Source organism: Luteimonas sp. YGD11-2 (assembly GCF_004118975.1).
In the GTDB taxonomy this organism is placed as follows: Bacteria; Pseudomonadota; Gammaproteobacteria; order Xanthomonadales; family Xanthomonadaceae; genus Luteimonas; species Luteimonas muca.
The window spans coordinates 3,161,013-3,176,282 of sequence record NZ_CP035376.1; the positions used below are offsets into that span (position 1 = coordinate 3,161,013).

At 69.0% G+C, this 15,270-nt stretch carries 13 protein-coding genes and 1 riboswitch; of the genes, 12 read left to right on the plus strand and 1 reads right to left on the minus strand.

Annotated features, from left to right (window positions below; genetic code table 11):
* Positions 1-99: 99 nt before the first annotated feature.
* The 12 genes from ERL55_RS14545 to ERL55_RS14600 all read left to right on the plus strand — a co-directional run bounded on the left by ERL55_RS14545 (position 100) and on the right by ERL55_RS14600 (position 13,936).
* Complete coding sequence (locus ERL55_RS14545; RefSeq protein ID WP_129137070.1) at positions 100-615, plus strand: c-type cytochrome; 516 nt, start codon at positions 100-102, stop codon at positions 613-615.
* A gap of 74 nt (positions 616-689) precedes the next feature.
* Positions 690-2,444 (plus strand): ExeM/NucH family extracellular endonuclease, encoded by a 1,755-nt coding sequence (locus ERL55_RS14550; RefSeq protein WP_129137071.1) that lies wholly within the window; start codon positions 690-692, stop codon positions 2,442-2,444.
* 155 nt (positions 2,445-2,599) lie between these two features.
* On the plus strand, positions 2,600-3,274 hold the full coding sequence (locus ERL55_RS14555; RefSeq protein ID WP_129137072.1) for an alpha/beta hydrolase: 675 nt from the start codon (positions 2,600-2,602) through the stop codon (positions 3,272-3,274).
* A 67-nt stretch (positions 3,275-3,341) separates the two neighbouring features.
* Positions 3,342-4,511, plus strand: coding sequence for a cell division protein ZapE (zapE, locus tag ERL55_RS14560; RefSeq protein WP_129137371.1), 1,170 nt, complete (start codon positions 3,342-3,344; stop codon positions 4,509-4,511).
* Between the two features lie 2 nt (positions 4,512-4,513).
* Positions 4,514-4,795: a hypothetical protein gene (locus tag ERL55_RS14565; RefSeq protein WP_129137073.1), complete on the plus strand. Its 282-nt coding sequence runs from the start codon at positions 4,514-4,516 to the stop codon at positions 4,793-4,795.
* 67 nt (positions 4,796-4,862) lie between these two features.
* Positions 4,863-6,377 carry an acetyl-CoA hydrolase/transferase family protein gene (locus ERL55_RS14570; protein ID WP_129137074.1) on the plus strand — a complete coding sequence of 505 codons (1,515 nt, stop codon included), beginning with the start codon at positions 4,863-4,865 and terminating at the stop codon, positions 6,375-6,377.
* A 64-nt stretch (positions 6,378-6,441) separates the two neighbouring features.
* Positions 6,442-8,514, plus strand: coding sequence for a S9 family peptidase (locus tag ERL55_RS14575; RefSeq protein ID WP_129137075.1), 2,073 nt, complete (start codon positions 6,442-6,444; stop codon positions 8,512-8,514).
* A gap of 81 nt (positions 8,515-8,595) precedes the next feature.
* Positions 8,596-8,812, plus strand: a riboswitch (cobalamin riboswitch).
* A gap of 169 nt (positions 8,813-8,981) precedes the next feature.
* Entirely contained in the window at positions 8,982-11,420 is a 2,439-nt protein-coding gene (locus tag ERL55_RS14580) for a ribonucleoside-diphosphate reductase subunit alpha (RefSeq protein ID WP_129137076.1), read from the plus strand.
* Between the two features lie 175 nt (positions 11,421-11,595).
* Positions 11,596-12,645 (plus strand): ribonucleotide-diphosphate reductase subunit beta, encoded by a 1,050-nt coding sequence (locus tag ERL55_RS14585; protein WP_129137077.1) that lies wholly within the window; start codon positions 11,596-11,598, stop codon positions 12,643-12,645.
* A 100-nt stretch (positions 12,646-12,745) separates the two neighbouring features.
* Entirely contained in the window at positions 12,746-13,228 is a 483-nt protein-coding gene (locus ERL55_RS14590) for a flavodoxin (protein ID WP_129137078.1), read from the plus strand.
* Complete coding sequence (locus ERL55_RS14595) at positions 13,200-13,547, plus strand: thioredoxin family protein (RefSeq protein WP_129137079.1); 348 nt, start codon at positions 13,200-13,202, stop codon at positions 13,545-13,547. The genes ERL55_RS14590 and ERL55_RS14595 overlap by 29 nt, the downstream gene beginning before the upstream one ends.
* The gene (locus ERL55_RS14600; protein WP_129137080.1) at positions 13,544-13,936 is read left to right on the plus strand and encodes an acyl-CoA thioesterase; all 393 of its coding nucleotides are present in this window, start codon (positions 13,544-13,546) and stop codon (positions 13,934-13,936) included. Before ERL55_RS14595 ends, ERL55_RS14600 begins: the two co-directional genes overlap by 4 nt.
* Before the next feature lie 323 nt (positions 13,937-14,259).
* On the opposite strand, the gene ERL55_RS14605 is transcribed toward ERL55_RS14600, so the two are convergent.
* Positions 14,260-15,147: a fructose bisphosphate aldolase gene (locus tag ERL55_RS14605; RefSeq protein ID WP_164972239.1), complete on the minus strand. Its 888-nt coding sequence runs from the start codon at positions 15,145-15,147 to the stop codon at positions 14,260-14,262.
* Between the last annotated feature and the right edge of the window lie 123 nt (positions 15,148-15,270).

The following is a 15,270-nucleotide window of genomic DNA, read 5'->3' on the forward strand; positions in this document are numbered from 1 at the left end:
CGTGATCACCGGGGTTGCCTGCGGGCGGCTGCCACGTCGGGGCTTGGCCTATACTCCGCCGCTAGCTGTGGCCGCGGCCACGCGCCAAGGGATGTCTGCGTGCGCAATTACGATCTCGATTTCCTGAAGAAATTCTCTCTGGTGATCCTGTTCCTGATCGTGGTCACCGGCGGCCTGATCGGGCTGGCCTGGTCGCTGCACGGCACCATCGCACCCGAGGAACCGCAAGCCGTGACGCTGCAGCGCCTCGACCGCATCGCGCCGGTCGGCGACGTCTATGCCGGCTCGACCGGTGCGGCCGCCCAGGCGGCGGCGGCGTCCGCGGCAGCCGCGCAGGCGGCGTCGCAGGTCGCCTACGGCGGCACGCTCGACGGCTCGGTCATCTACAACAACCTCTGCGCGGGCTGCCACACCAGCGGCGCCGGCGGCGCGCCGACCCTGGCGCGGGCGCAGTGGACCGCGCGCCTGGCGCAGGGCACCGAAACCCTGCACCGCCATGCGATCGAGGGCTTCACCGGCGCGGCCGGCGTGATGCCCGCGCGCGGCGGCAACCCGGCGCTGAGCGACGAGCAGGTGATCGCCTCGGTCGACTGGATGATCGAAAACCTGCAGTAAGCCGCACCCTGCGCACGACCGACGCCGCCGCAAGGCGGCGTTCGCGTTTCTGGTCCGCTGTCGGAGCCACCCGGATGCCCTACCGTTCCTCCCCCTTCCGCCATGCCGTGCCGGCGGCAGTGGCGCTTGCGCTGTCCGCCTGTGCCGGCGTGACGACGCAGCCCCCGTCGTCCGCCGACACCCTCGCCATCGGCCAGGTGCAGGGCAGCGCGGCACGCAGCCCGCTGGAGGGCACGGCGGTGACGGTCGAGGGCGTGGTCACCGGCGCGTTCTCCGCCGGGCTCGGCGGCTGGTTCGTGCAGGACACGGGCGACGGCGATCCGCGTACCGCCGATGGCCTGTTCGTGCTCGATGGCGCGGACGTGGACGGCCTGCGCGCCGGTACACGGGTGCGCATCCATGGCGAGGTGGTGGAACACGGCGACGACGGCGGGCCGACGCTCACCGCACTCGCCCCGCGCGCGGTGGAACTGCTGGGCGAAGCGCCGCTGCCGCCGGCGTTGCGGCTGCAGGCACCACCAGCCGACTGGTCGCGGTACGAGGGCATGCGTGTACACATCGAGGTGCCGCTGACGGTCAGCGGCCACCACGACCTCGAGCGCCGCGGTGTGCTGCAGGCCGCCTTCGATGGCCGCCTGTATACGCCCACGGAAGTGGTCGCGCCGGGCGAGGCCGCGCGTGCGATGGCGGCCGACAACGCGCGCCGCGGCCTGCTGCTCGACGATGCCAGCGCCGAACGGCCGGCGAGCGTGTGGTACCTGCCCGCGCAGGCACAGGCGCCGCGCAGCGGCAGCCGGATCCACGCCGGCGCCGAGGGCATCGTCGACATGCGCTGGGGCGAGCCGCGGCTGCAGCTGACCGCACCGCTGCAGCTCGACCCGGCACCACGCCCGCAGCCGCCGCGCGTGGCCGGCGACCTGCGCCTGGCCGCGCTCAACCTCGAGAACCTGTTCAACGGCGATGGTGACGGCGGTGGCTTCCCCACCCCGCGCGGCGCGCGCACCCGGGCCGAATTCGAGGTGCAACTGGCGCGGCACGTCGCCACCATCCACGCGCTCGATGCCGACATCGTCGCGCTGATGGAACTGGAGAACGATGACGACGGCGCGCATTCCGCGGTCGCCGCGCTGGTGTCCGCACTCAATGCCGGGGGTGGCGCGTGGCGCTTTGTCGCCAACGCCGCGATCGCCGGCGGCGATGCCATCCGGGTCGGCATGCTCTACCGCGACGACCGCGTGCGCACGCATGGCGGTCCGGCAGCGCTCACCGACGGCCCGTTCGCCTATGGCAGCCGTCCGCCGCTGGCGCAGGCCTTCGTGCCGGCCACGGGCGGGCCGGTGCTGGTGGTGGTGGCCAACCACTTCAAGTCCAAGGGCTGCGGCAATGCCAGCGGTGCCGACGCCGACCACGGCGATGGGCAGTCGTGCTGGAACGCCACCCGGGGGGCGGCCGCGCGCGCCCTGCACGACTGGCTCGCCACCGACCCCACCGGCGCCGGCAGCGCGCTCACCGCGATCGTCGGCGATCTGAACGCCTATGCGCAGGAGGATCCGCTGCGGGTGCTGCATGAGGCTGGCTGGCAGGACGCCTTCGCGGTCGCCGGGGTCGAACGCCCCTACAGCTATGTGTACAACGGCCAGGCCGGGCGTCTCGACCACGCGCTGCTGAGCCCGGCCCTGGCCGCACGCCTGGCGGGTGCCGCCCACTGGCACGCCAACGCCGACGAGCCCGCCGCGCTCGGTTACCGCCACGATCCCGCCCGCACGCCATGGCGCAGTTCCGACCACGACCCGCTGCTGCTGGGCTTTCATCTGTCGCGACCCCACTAGCGTCGGCAACCCCCGCTGCGCCCTGCTGCCCGGTCCGGGTGGGCGCTGGCATGCATGCCATCGCCCGGCGCAGCACCGCGGCGCCGGTGGAATCGCACGGACGCAACGCCCCGCACCCACGGGATGCCAACGTCCACGCCGGTAAGATGCACGCCATGCAGACGCCAGAATTCCCCCACGATTCCGCCACCATCACCCTGCCAGGGCCCGCCGGCGCGCTCGAAGTGGCGGTCGACCCACCCGATGCCGACGCGCCCGCCCGCCCCCTGGTGGCAGTGGTCTGCCACCCGCTGCCCACGGAGGGCGGCACCATGCACAACAAGGTGGTCACGATCGCCGCGCGTGCGCTGCGCGAGCTCGGCGCGACCACGGTGCGCTTCAACTTCCGCGGCACCGGCGCGTCCGAAGGCGAGTTCGACCAGGGCACCGGCGAGCAGGACGACCTGCGTGCGGTGGTGGCCTGGGTGCGGGCGCAGCGCCCGGATGCGCAGCTGTGGCTGGCGGGTTTCAGCTTCGGCGCCTATGTGAGCCTGGCGATGGCCGCCGAGCTGCAGCCGGGGATGCTGGTCTCGATCGCGCCGCCGGCGGGGCGCTGGGATTTCGACTCGATCGAGCTGCCCAACTGCCCGTGGCTGGTAGTGCAGGGCGAGGCCGACGAGGTCGTCGATCCGCAGGCGGTGTACGACTGGCTGGAGAACTCCGGCGCCGAGGCCGAACTGGTGCGCATGCCCGACACCAGCCACTTCTTCCACCGCAAGCTGATGGACCTGCGCGGCGCGATCAAGCACGGGGTGCGCACGCACCTGCCCGATCCGGTTCCCGGCGCATGAGGCCGGCGACGGTCCGGCCGGTGCCCCGTGGGCCCGGCCATGCCACGCCATGCACGTGCCGGCACTGATGGAGACCGCGACACCCTCGCAGCGCTACGCCGCCGGCATCGCCCGCGGTGACTGGCAGGATGACCCCGCACAGCGCGCGGTGCTGGCGGAACTCGACCGCCTGCATGCGGCACTGTCGCAGCCGCCGGCGCGCACCGGCGCGCTGCGCCGGCTGTTCGGGGGCGGGGGCGACACGGCCACCGTGCCCGGACTGTACCTGTGGGGCGGGGTCGGCCGCGGCAAGACATTCCTGATCGACCTGTTCGCCGATGGCCTGCCCCTGGAAAACTTCCGGGCTGAAGGCCCGGCCGACATCCCTCTCCCGCCGGGCGGGAGAGGGCGGGACCGTTTGCAAACCAAGCGCCGCACCCACTTCCACCGTTTCATGCGCAGCGTGCACGACGAACTGCGCGAACAGAACGGCGAGCGCGATCCACTTGCGGCCATCGTGCGCGGCTGGCGCGCGCGCGGCCTGCGGGTGCTGGTGCTCGACGAGTTCTTCGTCACCGACATCGGCGATGCGATGGTGCTGGCGCGGCTGCTGGACCGCATGTTCGCCGAGGGCATCGTGCTGGTGACGACCTCCAACATCGAGCCCGCCGGGCTGTACCGCGACGGCCTGCAGCGCGTGCGCTTCCTGCCGGCGATCGCGCTGATCGAACAGCACTGCCACGTGCGCGAGATGGTCAGCGACACCGATTACCGCCTGCGCGCGCTGACCCGCTCGCCCGTCTACCGCGCGCCGCTCGACGCCGGTACGGACGGGTGGCTGGCCGGACGCTGGCACGCGCTCGGTGGCAGCGATCGCCATCGCGATTGCGGCATCGTCATCGACGGCCGCCGCATCGCCGTGCGCGGGCGTGACCCGGGCATGGTGTGGTTCGACTTCGAGGCGATTTGCGAAGGCCCGCGCGGCGCCAGCGACTACATCGAGATCGCGCGCGAATTCCACACCGTGCTGGTCGGCGACGTGCCGCTGTTCGACGGCAGCCGCGACGATGCCGCGCGCCGCTTCGTGACCATGGTCGACGAGCTCTACGACCGCCACGTCAACCTGGTCTGCACCGCGGCCGCGGAACCGCCGCTGCTCTACACCGGCGAACGCCTGGCCGCGACCTTCGAGCGCACCGCCTCGCGGCTGATCGAGATGCGCAGCGCCGAATACCTCGCCCGCGAGCACCGGGGCTGAGCGTGCTCGACGCCCTGTCGTCTCTGCTGGGGCTGGCGGTGTTCGCCTGGGGGCTGGCCACATTTCTCACCCGTGCCCGCCCGGCCACATCGGTACCGGCGTGGCTGCGCCCGCGCCACCACGCCTGGCGCAGCGGGAACGACCGCGCGCGGCTGTCGGTGGGGGTGCTGCTGTGCGGGGTGCTGCTGATGGCCGCCTCGCCGGTGCTGCTGCAGCTGGCCGCGGTCGCCGGCGTGATCGTGCTGCTGTTTTCCGCTGGCCCGCCCGGACGCGGTGACGCCTGAGCCGGCAAAGCCGGCGCCATGCCCGGCGGCTAACATGGCCGGGTTATCCACAGCCACGAGGACCGCCATGACCAGCCCCCGCATCGCCCACCCCGGACTCGCCGCACGCCGGACGGATGCAGCGCAGGCGGCGGAATGGATCCAGCCGGGCATGGCGGTCGGGATGAGCGGCTTCACCGGCGCCGGTTACCCGAAGGCGGTGCCGCAGGCGCTGGCCGCACGCATGGAGGCGGCACGCGAGCGTGGCGAGGCCTTCGCGCTGCGCGTCCTCACCGGTGCATCCACCGCGCCCGAACTCGATGGCGCGCTGGCGCGTGCCGGTGGCATCGATTTCCGCCTGCCTTACCAGTCCGACCCCGAACTGCGCGCGCGCATCAACCGCGGCGAGATCGAGTACATGGACATCCACCTCGGCCACGTCGCCCAGTACGCCTGGTTCGGCTTCCTCGGGAAGATCGACGTCGCGGTCATCGAGGTCGCCGGCATCCTGCCGGACGGCCGGCTGATCCCGTCGACCTCGGTGGGCAACAACAAGACCTGGCTGGACCTCGCCGACAAGGTCATCGTCGAGGTCAACCACCGCCAGCCGATCGGCCTCGATGGCATGCACGACATCTACTACGGCACCGCGCTGCCGCCGGCGCGCAGGCCGATCCCGCTGCTGCAGCCCGGCGACCGCATCGGCGAGCCCTACCTGCGCGTGGACCCGGAGAAGATCATCGCGGTGGTGGAGACCGACGCGCCGGACCGCCTCGGAAGCTTCGCCCCGCCGGATGCCACCTCCAAGGCGATCGCCGCCAACCTGGTGGAGTTCTTCCGCCACGAGATCCGCGCCGGGCGGCTTTCGGACCGGCTGCTGCCGCTGCAGTCGGGCGTGGGCAACATCGCCAACGCGGTGCTGGCGGGCCTGCAGGACGGCGGCTTCACCGGGCTCACCGCGTTCACCGAGGTCATCCAGGACGGCATGCTCGACCTGATCGAGGCCGGGGTGATCACCATGGCTTCGGCCACCGCGCTGTCGCTGAGCCCGGAGGCGGTGGAACGCTTCGCCGCCAATATCGGGCTGTTCCGCGAACGCATTGTGCTGCGCCCGCAGGAGATGTCCAACCACGCCGAGCTGGTGCGCCGCCTGGGCTGCATCGCGATGAACGGCATGGTCGAGGCCGACATCTACGGCAACGTCAATTCCACCCATGTCGCCGGCTCGACGATCATCAACGGTATCGGCGGCTCCGGCGACTTCGCCCGCAACGGCTTCCTGTCGTGCTTCGTCACCCCGAGTACCGCCAAGGGCGGGGCGATCTCGGCGATCGTGCCGATGGTCAGCCACGTCGACCACAACGAGCACGATGTCGATGTCATTGTCACCGAGCAGGGCCTGGCCGACCTGCGCGGGCTCTCGCCCAAGCAGCGCGCGCGCGCGGTGATCGCCAACTGCGCGCACCCGGACTACCGCGACTTGCTGCAGGACTACTTCGACCGTGCGCTCGCCGGCAGCAGCGGACGCCATACCCCGCACCTGCTGGGCGAGGCGCTGTCCTGGCACCAGCGCTACCTCGACACCGGCAGCATGCGCGGCTGACACCCCCGGGCGGGCGCGCCGCGCTGGTCGTATGCTCGCGATTCCACTCCCGGGGAATCGCCACATGCACCGCATCCTGCTCGCGTCCGCCATCACGCTTGCGCTGACCGCCTGCGCGGCCGCCACCGATACGCCTCGCGCCGGTGCGTTCGCCGCGCCGGCCACGATCGACGAGGTCCCGCTGATCCCGCGCGATGCGCTGTTCGGCAATCCCGAGCGTGCCAACGTGCAGCTGAGCCCCGACGGTCGCACCCTGAGCTGGGTGGCACCGGTGGACGGCACCCTCAACGTCTGGGTCGCCCCGGTGGACAACCCGGCCGATGCGCGCCCGGTGACGAAGGACACCGCGCGCGGCATCCGCAACTACTTCTGGACCTACCGCCCCGGCGTGCTCCTGTACCTGCGCGATGCCGGTGGCGACGAGGACTTCCACCTCTACGCGGTGGACGTGGCCAGTGGCGAGAGTCGCGACCTGACCCCGTTCGAGAAGACCACCGCGCAGGTAGTGGGGGTGAGCGATCGCCACCCGGACACCATCCTGGTCGGCATGAACGACCGCGACCCGGCCTGGCACGACCTGTACCGGGTCGACCTCGCCACCGGCGAGCGCACGCTGGTGGAGCGCAACGACGCCTCGATCGGCGAATACGTCGCCGATGCCGACTACAACCTGCGCTTCGCCTCGCGCTCGCGGCCCGACGGCGGCGTCGACGTGCTGCGCCGTGACGGCGACGGCTGGCAGGAGCACGACGCGATCCCGTTCGAGGACGGCATGACGACGGGACTCGCGGGGCTGACCAAGGACGGCCGTACCCTGTACATGCGCGATTCGCGCGAGCGCGACACCTCGGCACTGTTCGCGATCGACGCTGCCAGCGGAGAGCGCACCCTGCTGCACGCCGACCCGCGTGCCGACTTCGGCGGTGGCCTGATGGACCCGCGCACCGGAGAGGTGCAGGCGGTGTCGGTGAACTACCTGCGCGAGGAATGGGCGGTGCTCGACGACAGCATCCGCGCCGACCTCGACCGGCTGGCGGCGATCGGCCCCGGCGAGGCTTCGATCAACACCCGCACGCTCGACGACAGCAAGTGGATCGTGGCCTATTCGGCCGCGGAGTCGCCGCTGGAGTACTACCTCTACGACCGCGCCGACGGCGGCACGCTGACCCACCTGTTCTCCGGCCGCCCGGCACTGGCCGGGCAGCCGCTGGTGCCGATGTGGCCGCAGGAACTGACCTCGCGCGACGGCAAGACGCTGGTGAGCTACCTGACGCTGCCCGCGCATGCGGATCCGGATGGCGACGGCAAGGCGGACCAGCCGGTGCCGATGGTGCTGCTGGTGCATGGTGGCCCGTGGGCGCGCGACGTCTACGGCTACAGCAGTTATGACCAGTGGCTGGCCAACCGCGGCTATGCGGTGCTCAGCGTGAACTTCCGCGGCTCCACCGGCTTCGGCAAGGCGTTCACCAACGCCGGCGACGGCGAGTGGGCGGCGAAGATGCACGACGACCTCATCGACGCCGTGCAGTGGGCGGTCGGCGAGGGCGTCACCACCCAGGACAGGGTCGCGATCATGGGCGGCAGCTACGGTGGCTATGCAACGCTGGTGGGCCTGACCTTCACCCCGGACACCTTTGCCTGTGGCGTCGACATCGTCGGCCCCGCCAACCTCAACACCCTCCTGTCGACGGTGCCGCCGTACTGGGCGAGCTTCTACCAGCAGCTGGTGCGGCGCATGGGCGACCCGGAGACCGAGGAAGGCAAGGCCTGGTTGACCGAGCGTTCGCCGTTGTCGCGGGTGGATGCGATCCGCAAGCCGCTGCTGATCGGCCAGGGCGCCAACGATCCGCGGGTGAAGCAGGACGAGAGCGACCAGATCGTCAACGCGATGACCGAGAAGAACATCCCGGTCACGTACGTGCTGTTCCCCGACGAGGGCCACGGGTTCGCCCGCCCGGAGAACAACAAGGCCTTCAATGCGGTGGCGGAAGGTTTCCTGTCGCAGTGCCTGGGCGGCCGCGCGCAACCGATCGGCAACGACTTCGCCGGCTCCAGCATCACCGTGCCCACCGGGGCCGACGGTGTGCCGGGCCTGGCGGAGGCGATGCAGTCGCACACCCAGGACGTGCGCCGGTGATGGTCGGGGCGCGGAGCGGCATGCTCCGCGCCCCGACTCCGGATCCTTCGACATTTTGTATTGACCGGCGTTGCCGACCCCCATATCTTGTGCCGGGTCGGTTCCGCACGCTTTGCGTCGCGGATGAAAAGGGAAGCCCGGTGACGCCTCACGGCCACTCCGGCACTGCCCCGCAGCGGTAATCGGGAACGAACCCGCCACCAGCACTGGAGCACGGCTCCGGGAAGCGGCGGGCCAGGTGGAAGCCAGGCTTCCGTGCCCGTGAGTCCGAAGACCTGCCGACAGCCGCGCGCCTGCACGCCGCGCGGTGCCGGCCGCGGAATCTCCGGGGGGAGATGGCTGGTGGAGCAGGGTCCGGGCGCCGCCGCGCGTCCCCGGATCTGCGACGCCGCTCGTCCACCCTCCGCCTCCAACGCCACGCCCGCCTGCGAGGGACAGGCCGGCCGTGCGCCACCTCTGGAGGACGCATGCACCACGACGACACCCACCTGGCCGAGCCCGCGACGCCGGCCGGCGCGCCATCCGTCGCCCACCCCGATGACAACGTGCCGCTGCCGCCGGCCGCGCATTCCGCACCGGCGATATCCGCACCGCCCGCTGCGACCTGGATCACCAAGGACGCCGGCAACCGCCGCACCCCGTACGACCGCGCGCGCCTGGAACGCGGCATCGACCGCGTGCACGCCGAGTTCCCGCAGCTCGACATCGCCGACTACAAGCGCAGCGTGTTCGGCTTCGTCGAGCGCAAGGAAGCGGTCAACGCCGACGACCTCACCGACCATCTGATCCGCGAGGCCGAGGCCCGCGTCGATGTCACCGCGCCGGAGTGGGAATTCTTCGCCGCCCGCCTGTACCTGCATCGCCTGTACAAGCGCGCCAGCCGCAACCGCTTCTACGATGCCGGTGAGAAGTACGGCTCCTACGTCGGCCTGCAGGAGTCGCTGGCCGACCGCAACATCTATTCCAACGACATCCTGCGCGCCTACTCCAAGGAAGAGCTGCAGGAAGCCGGCCGCATGATCGAGCCCGAGCGCGACAAGCTGTTCGCCTACAACGGCCTGTACCTGCTGGCCACGCGGTATCTGGCCACCGACACGTCGCGCGCCGTGTTCGAACTGCCGCAGGAGCGCTGGCTGACCATCGCCCTGTACCTGATGCAGAACGAGACCCGCGGCGGCCGCGAGCGCCGCATGCAGCTGGTCGGCGAGGCCTACTGGGCGCTGTCGAACCTGTACATGACCGTGGCGACGCCGACGCTGCAGAACGCCGGCAAGGTCGGCGGCCAGCTGTCGTCGTGCTTCATCGACACCGTCGACGACAGCTTGCAGGGCATCTACGACTCCAACACCGACATCGCCCGCGTCTCCAAGGGCGGCGGCGGCGTGGGCGCGTACATGGGCTATGTGCGTTCCAGCGGTTCGGCGATCCGCGGCGTGCCCAACTCCTCGGGCGGCGTGGTGCCGTGGATCAAGCAGCTCAACAACACCGCCGTGTCGGTGGACCAGCTGGGCCAGCGCAAGGGCGCGGTGGCGGTGTATCTGGACGTGTGGCACCGCGACATCGAGAACTTCCTCGACCTGCGGCTCAACAACGGCGACCAGCGCCTGCGCGCGCACGACGTGTTCACCTCGATCTGCATCCCCGACCTCTTCATGGAAGCGGTCGAGCGCCGCGGCGACTGGTACCTGTTCGACCCGCACGAAGTCCACAAGATCAAGGGCTTCTACCTGCAGGATTTCTTCGACGAAACGCGCGGCGATCCGAACGGAAGCTTCCGCCGTCGTTACGAGGAAGTCGTCGCCGACGAGCGCATCAGCCGCAAGACCGTCAAGGCGATCGACATCTTCAAGCGGATCATGGTCTCGCAGCTCGAGACCGGGAATCCCTTCATGTTCTACCGCGACGAAGTGAACCGGAAGAACCCGAACAAGCACGTCGGCCGCGTGTACTCGTCGAACCTCTGCACCGAGATCCTGCAGAACATGAGCCCGACGAAGATGATGCAGGAGATCATCTCCGGCAATCAGATCGTCACCACCAGGCAGGCCGGCGACTTCGTCGTGTGCAACCTGTCGTCGGTGAACCTGGGCCGCGCGGTCGTGCCGCAGCAGGGCCAGGGCGACCTGATCACCGACGTGCTCGAACGCCTGATCCCGATCCAGGTGCGCATGCTCGACAACGTGATCGATCTCAACCAGCTCCCGGTGCCGCAGGCCACGATCACCAACCAGAAGTACCGCGCGATCGGCCTCGGCACGTTCGGCTGGCATCACCTGCTGGCGCAGAAGGGCATCCAGTGGAACGAGCAGGCAGCCGAGGATTTCAGCGATTCGCTCTATGAGCGCATCAACTACCTGACCGTGCAGGCGAGCATGGAACTCGCCAAGGAAAAGGGTGCCTACCCGGTGTTCGCCGGCAGCGACTGGCACACCGGCGCCTACTTCCGCGACCGCGAGTACAACTCGCCGCAGTGGCTGGATCTGGCCGCGCAGGTCGGCGTCAACGGCATGCGCAACGGCTGGCTGATGGCGGTCGCCCCGAACATGTCCACCGCGCAGATCGCAGGCAGCACCGCGTCGATCGACCCGATCTACTCCGCGTTCTACTACGAGGAGAAGAAGGACTACCGCCGCCCGGTCGCCGCCCCCGGCCTGTCGCTGGACACCTGGCCCTACTACGAGAAGGGCGCCTGGAAGGTCGACCAGTTCGCGTCCGTGCGCCAGAACGCGCGTCGCCAGCGCCACGTCGACCAGGCGATCAGCTTCAACCTCTACGTGCCCAGTACCATTCGCGCGAGCACGCTGCTGGAGCTGCACATGACCGCATGGCGCGAGGGCATCAAGACCACGTATTACGTGCGCTCCAACGACATCGATATCGCCGAGTGCGAGTGGTGTTCGAGCTAAGCGCATTCGCGCTTCGCTCCCCACGGTTTGCATTGCAAACCGTGGGCCCCGTCTCATCAGCATCCACACCCCGCACCTTCGGCGCGCCCCCCTGACTCAGGGGGGCTTTCCTCCAGATTGAATCGCCGCGTCGAATCGTGATTCGGGGCGCGGCACCGGAATACGAGAAGCAACCATGGCCGTTACGTCCACCCCGCTCGACCGCATCAAGATCCTCGAGCCGCGTTATCCCAACCGCTCCACCGGCATCATCAACGGCCAGACCAGCGGCATCCTCAACTGGAACGACATTCCGTATCCGTCGTTCTATCGCGCCTACAAGGAACTCTCGACCAACTTCTGGATTCCGGACGAGGTCGACATGAAGGGCGACGCCAAGCAGTACGGCGAGCTCTCGGCGCGCGAGAAGAACGCCTACGACTCGATCATCGGCCTGCTGGCCACGCTGGATTCGCCGCAGACGCGCTTCATCTACAACGTCGCCGAATACATCACCGACCCGGCCGCGCACGCCAACGCCGCGATCATCGGCCAGCAGGAAGTGATCCACAACGAGAGCTACAGCTACGTGCTGGCCTCGATCACCGGCCTCGCCGACCAGAACCGCGTGTTCGAACTCGCGCGCACGCATCCCACGATCATCGCGCGCAACCAGCCGATCATGGATTCGTACAACGACTTCATGCGCGAGCGCTCGGCCGAAACGCTGATCCGCTCGCTGGTGCAGTCGTCGATCCTCGAAGGCATCAACTTCTATTCCGGCTTCGCGTACTTCTACAACCTGGTCCGCCAGAACCGGATGACCGGCACCGGCAAGATCATCAGCTTCATCAACCGCGACGAACTCGCGCACAGCAAGTTCATCAGTGAACTCATCCGCGCCATCGTCGGCGAGAACCAGTCGCTGCAGGGCGACCAGCTCACCCAGTACGTGCACGACGCGTTCGAACACGCGATTCAGCTCGAGACGCGCTGGACGAGTGAGGTGCTCGACGGCATCGACGGCATCGACGTCGACGAGATGGTCCGCTACGTCAAGTACCGCGCCAACAAGATGGCCGGCATGCTCGGCATCGAGAAGCTGTACGAAGGCGCGAACGACAACGTGATGCCGTGGATCAAGGCCTACGCCGACAACTTCACCGAGACCAAGACCGACTTCTTCGAGATGCGCAACGCGTCCTACAAGAAGACGAATTCGGATAACGGCTTCGACGACCTGTGAAGCCTTGGGGGAGCGCGCTCGCGCGCGAACGCATTCGTGAACGCACGCAGTGACGCAGCGTGAACCGCGCGCAGGCGCGCTCCCACCGGACCTGGGCGCGATGAAGATCCTGATCGCCTACAGCTCGCTCAGCGGCAATACGCGCGATGTCGCGCGTGCGATCCGCGCGCGGTGCGAGGAGAAGGACCATGCCGTCACCTGGATCGACGCCGACATCCAGACGCTTGCCCAGGCCTGTCCCGGCGGCGCCGGACACGATCTGTACCTGCTCGGCAGCTGGAGCATCAACGCCGGGCGCACGCCTCCGGAGATGAAGCGCTTCATCGAAGAACTCATCGCCGCGGTCGGCAGGCCCGAGCGCGTCGCGGTGTTCGGCACCGGCGAGACACAGTGGGGCGAGGAGTACTACTGCGGCGCGGCGCGGCGGATCGCCGCGTTCTTCGGCACCGGTTATCCGCGGCTGGAGATCGAACAGATGCCGCATGGCGAACATGACGCCGTGAAGATCCAGCGCTGGACCGACACCATTCTTGCCTGTACCGGAACCCTGACCCATGCAGACGCTGCACGCCTCCACCCCTGACGACTACGACACCGCACTCGCATCGCATCCACGCGTGCTGGTGGACTATCACAAGGACGATTGTCCGGCCTGCCGGATGCTCGACATGTCGCTGGCGAAGTTCGCCGACACGGCTGACGCCGCCGGCCTGGTGCTGCTGAAGGTGAAGCTGGAGGCGATCGGCGAAGCATTCTTCCGCGGCCTGGACCTGCGGCAGACGCCTACGCTTTCGGTGTTCAATGCCGGAATCGAGGTGGTACGGCTTCCCGGCTTCCGCACGCCGGCGCAGATCGCGCAGGCCGTCGCCCTGCACCTTCCCTCAGCCGGAGACCTGGCATGAACGATGTGGCCCACACCCCACGCACCGAAGCCCGGCTGCTGGAGATCGTGTTCCCGGACCACACCAACCACATGGGCACATTGTTCGGCGGCACTGCGCTTGCGTGGATGGACAAGGCCGCGTTCATCGCCGCCTCGCGCTATGCACGCCGCACGGTGGTCACCGCGCGTTCCGACCAGGTCGACTTCAAGCTGCCGATCCGCCAGGGCCAGCTGGTGGAGACGATCGCCCGCGTGGTGGAGGTCGGCCGCACCTCGATGAAGGTGGAAGTGAAGCTGGTGGCCGAGGACCTGCTGACCGGCGAGCGCGAACTGTGCACCTGCGGGCACTTCGTGATGATCGCGCTGGATGCGCGCGGCCGCCCGGTGCAGGTGCCGGCGCTGGGTTGACCTTCCCGTCAGCACAGGCAGAAGAAGCGTCGCCAGTGAATCCACCAGGCGGCATCCCGTTCGGGGTTTGCGGATAGCGGCCCAGGGATGGGCCGCGGCGGCGAGTCAGACATGGATGTCTGACCGAGCCGGGGAGCAAGACCCCGGATGGGATGACGCCCGGCCGGAGCTGGGCATGCATGGCCACCGGATACCCGACCTTCGGGTTCTCAAAGACGCCACCACATCGCCACGGCGGACACGACGTATGCGCGGTCGACACGACGGTTACAAAAAAAGGCCGGCATCGCTGCCGGCCTTTCCGTATCGCGTGATACGGGAAATCAGGCGATCGATGCCTGGTAGATCGACTCGATGGCCACGTCCAGCGACTGGTTGAACGCCTCGTCGGTCTGCTGCGCGCTCAGGCCTTCGGTCAGCGCGCGGCTGAAGCTCGCCACCACGCCCGGGTTCTTTGCCAGCTTCGCGTTGGCGTCGTCGCGGCTGTAGCCGCCCGACAGCGCCACCACCTTCAGCACCGCCGGATGGTCGACAAGCTCCTGGAACCAGCCGTCCACGCTCGGCAGGGTGAGCTTGAGGATCACCGGGGTATTGGCATCGATACGATCCAGCCGCTCGATCAGGCCCTTCTTCAGCTCGACCTCGATGGCTTCCTTGTCGGCGGCCTTGATGTCGACTTCCGGCTCGATGATCGGCACCAGCCCGGCATCGAGCACCTGCTGGCCGAGCTCGAACTGCTGGTCGAGCACGGCAGCGATGCCGCCTGCATTGTTGGCCTTGATGACCGAGCGCTCCTTGGTGCCGAACACGCCCTTGGACTTCGCCTTGGCCAGCAGCTCGGCGAGGCCCGGGATCGGCTTCATCAGCTGCACGCCATCGGCCTCGTCCTCGAGGCCCTTGTCGATCTTCAGGAACGGCACGACCTGCTTCTCGTTCCACAGGTAGCTGGCGGCGTCCTGGCCGGCGAAGCTGGCATCGAGCGTGCGCTCGAACAGGATGGCGCCGAGGACGCGCTCGCCGGTGAACGCCGGGCTGGTGACGATGCGGGTGCGCATCTGGTGCACCAGGTCGTACATGCCCGCCTCGTCGGACCACGCCGACTCGTCGATGCCGTACAGCTTCAGCGCCTTCGGCGTGCTGCCGCCGCTCTGGTCGAGTGCGGCGATGAAGCCCTTGCCCGAGGCGATCCTGTCGAGTTGCTGCTGATTCACTGCCACGTCGATGTCCTGTCCTGTCGTGAAGGGGGGTCCTGCGGCCGGCCATGATACCCCGCGGGCATCGGCGCTTCAGGTGAGCGGAGCCCGGCGCGCGGCCTGCGCACTGTAAAATGGCCG

Excerpts from the sequence above, each read along its gene's own strand:
- ERL55_RS14550 (WP_129137071.1), top strand. The coding sequence starts at position 690 with ATGCCCTACCGTTCCTCCCCCTTCCGCCATGCCGTGCCGGCGGCAGTG.
- ERL55_RS14555 (WP_129137072.1), top strand. The coding sequence starts at position 2,600 with ATGCAGACGCCAGAATTCCCCCACGATTCCGCCACCATCACCCTGCCA.
- zapE (WP_129137371.1), top strand. The coding sequence starts at position 3,342 with ATGGAGACCGCGACACCCTCGCAGCGCTACGCCGCCGGCATCGCCCGC.
- ERL55_RS14570 (WP_129137074.1), top strand. The coding sequence starts at position 4,863 with ATGACCAGCCCCCGCATCGCCCACCCCGGACTCGCCGCACGCCGGACG.
- ERL55_RS14575 (WP_129137075.1), top strand. The coding sequence starts at position 6,442 with ATGCACCGCATCCTGCTCGCGTCCGCCATCACGCTTGCGCTGACCGCC.
- ERL55_RS14580 (WP_129137076.1), top strand. The coding sequence starts at position 8,982 with ATGCACCACGACGACACCCACCTGGCCGAGCCCGCGACGCCGGCCGGC.
- ERL55_RS14585 (WP_129137077.1), top strand. The coding sequence starts at position 11,596 with ATGGCCGTTACGTCCACCCCGCTCGACCGCATCAAGATCCTCGAGCCG.
- ERL55_RS14590 (WP_129137078.1), top strand. The coding sequence starts at position 12,746 with ATGAAGATCCTGATCGCCTACAGCTCGCTCAGCGGCAATACGCGCGAT.
- ERL55_RS14595 (WP_129137079.1), top strand. The coding sequence starts at position 13,200 with ATGCAGACGCTGCACGCCTCCACCCCTGACGACTACGACACCGCACTC.
- ERL55_RS14600 (WP_129137080.1), top strand. The coding sequence starts at position 13,544 with ATGAACGATGTGGCCCACACCCCACGCACCGAAGCCCGGCTGCTGGAG.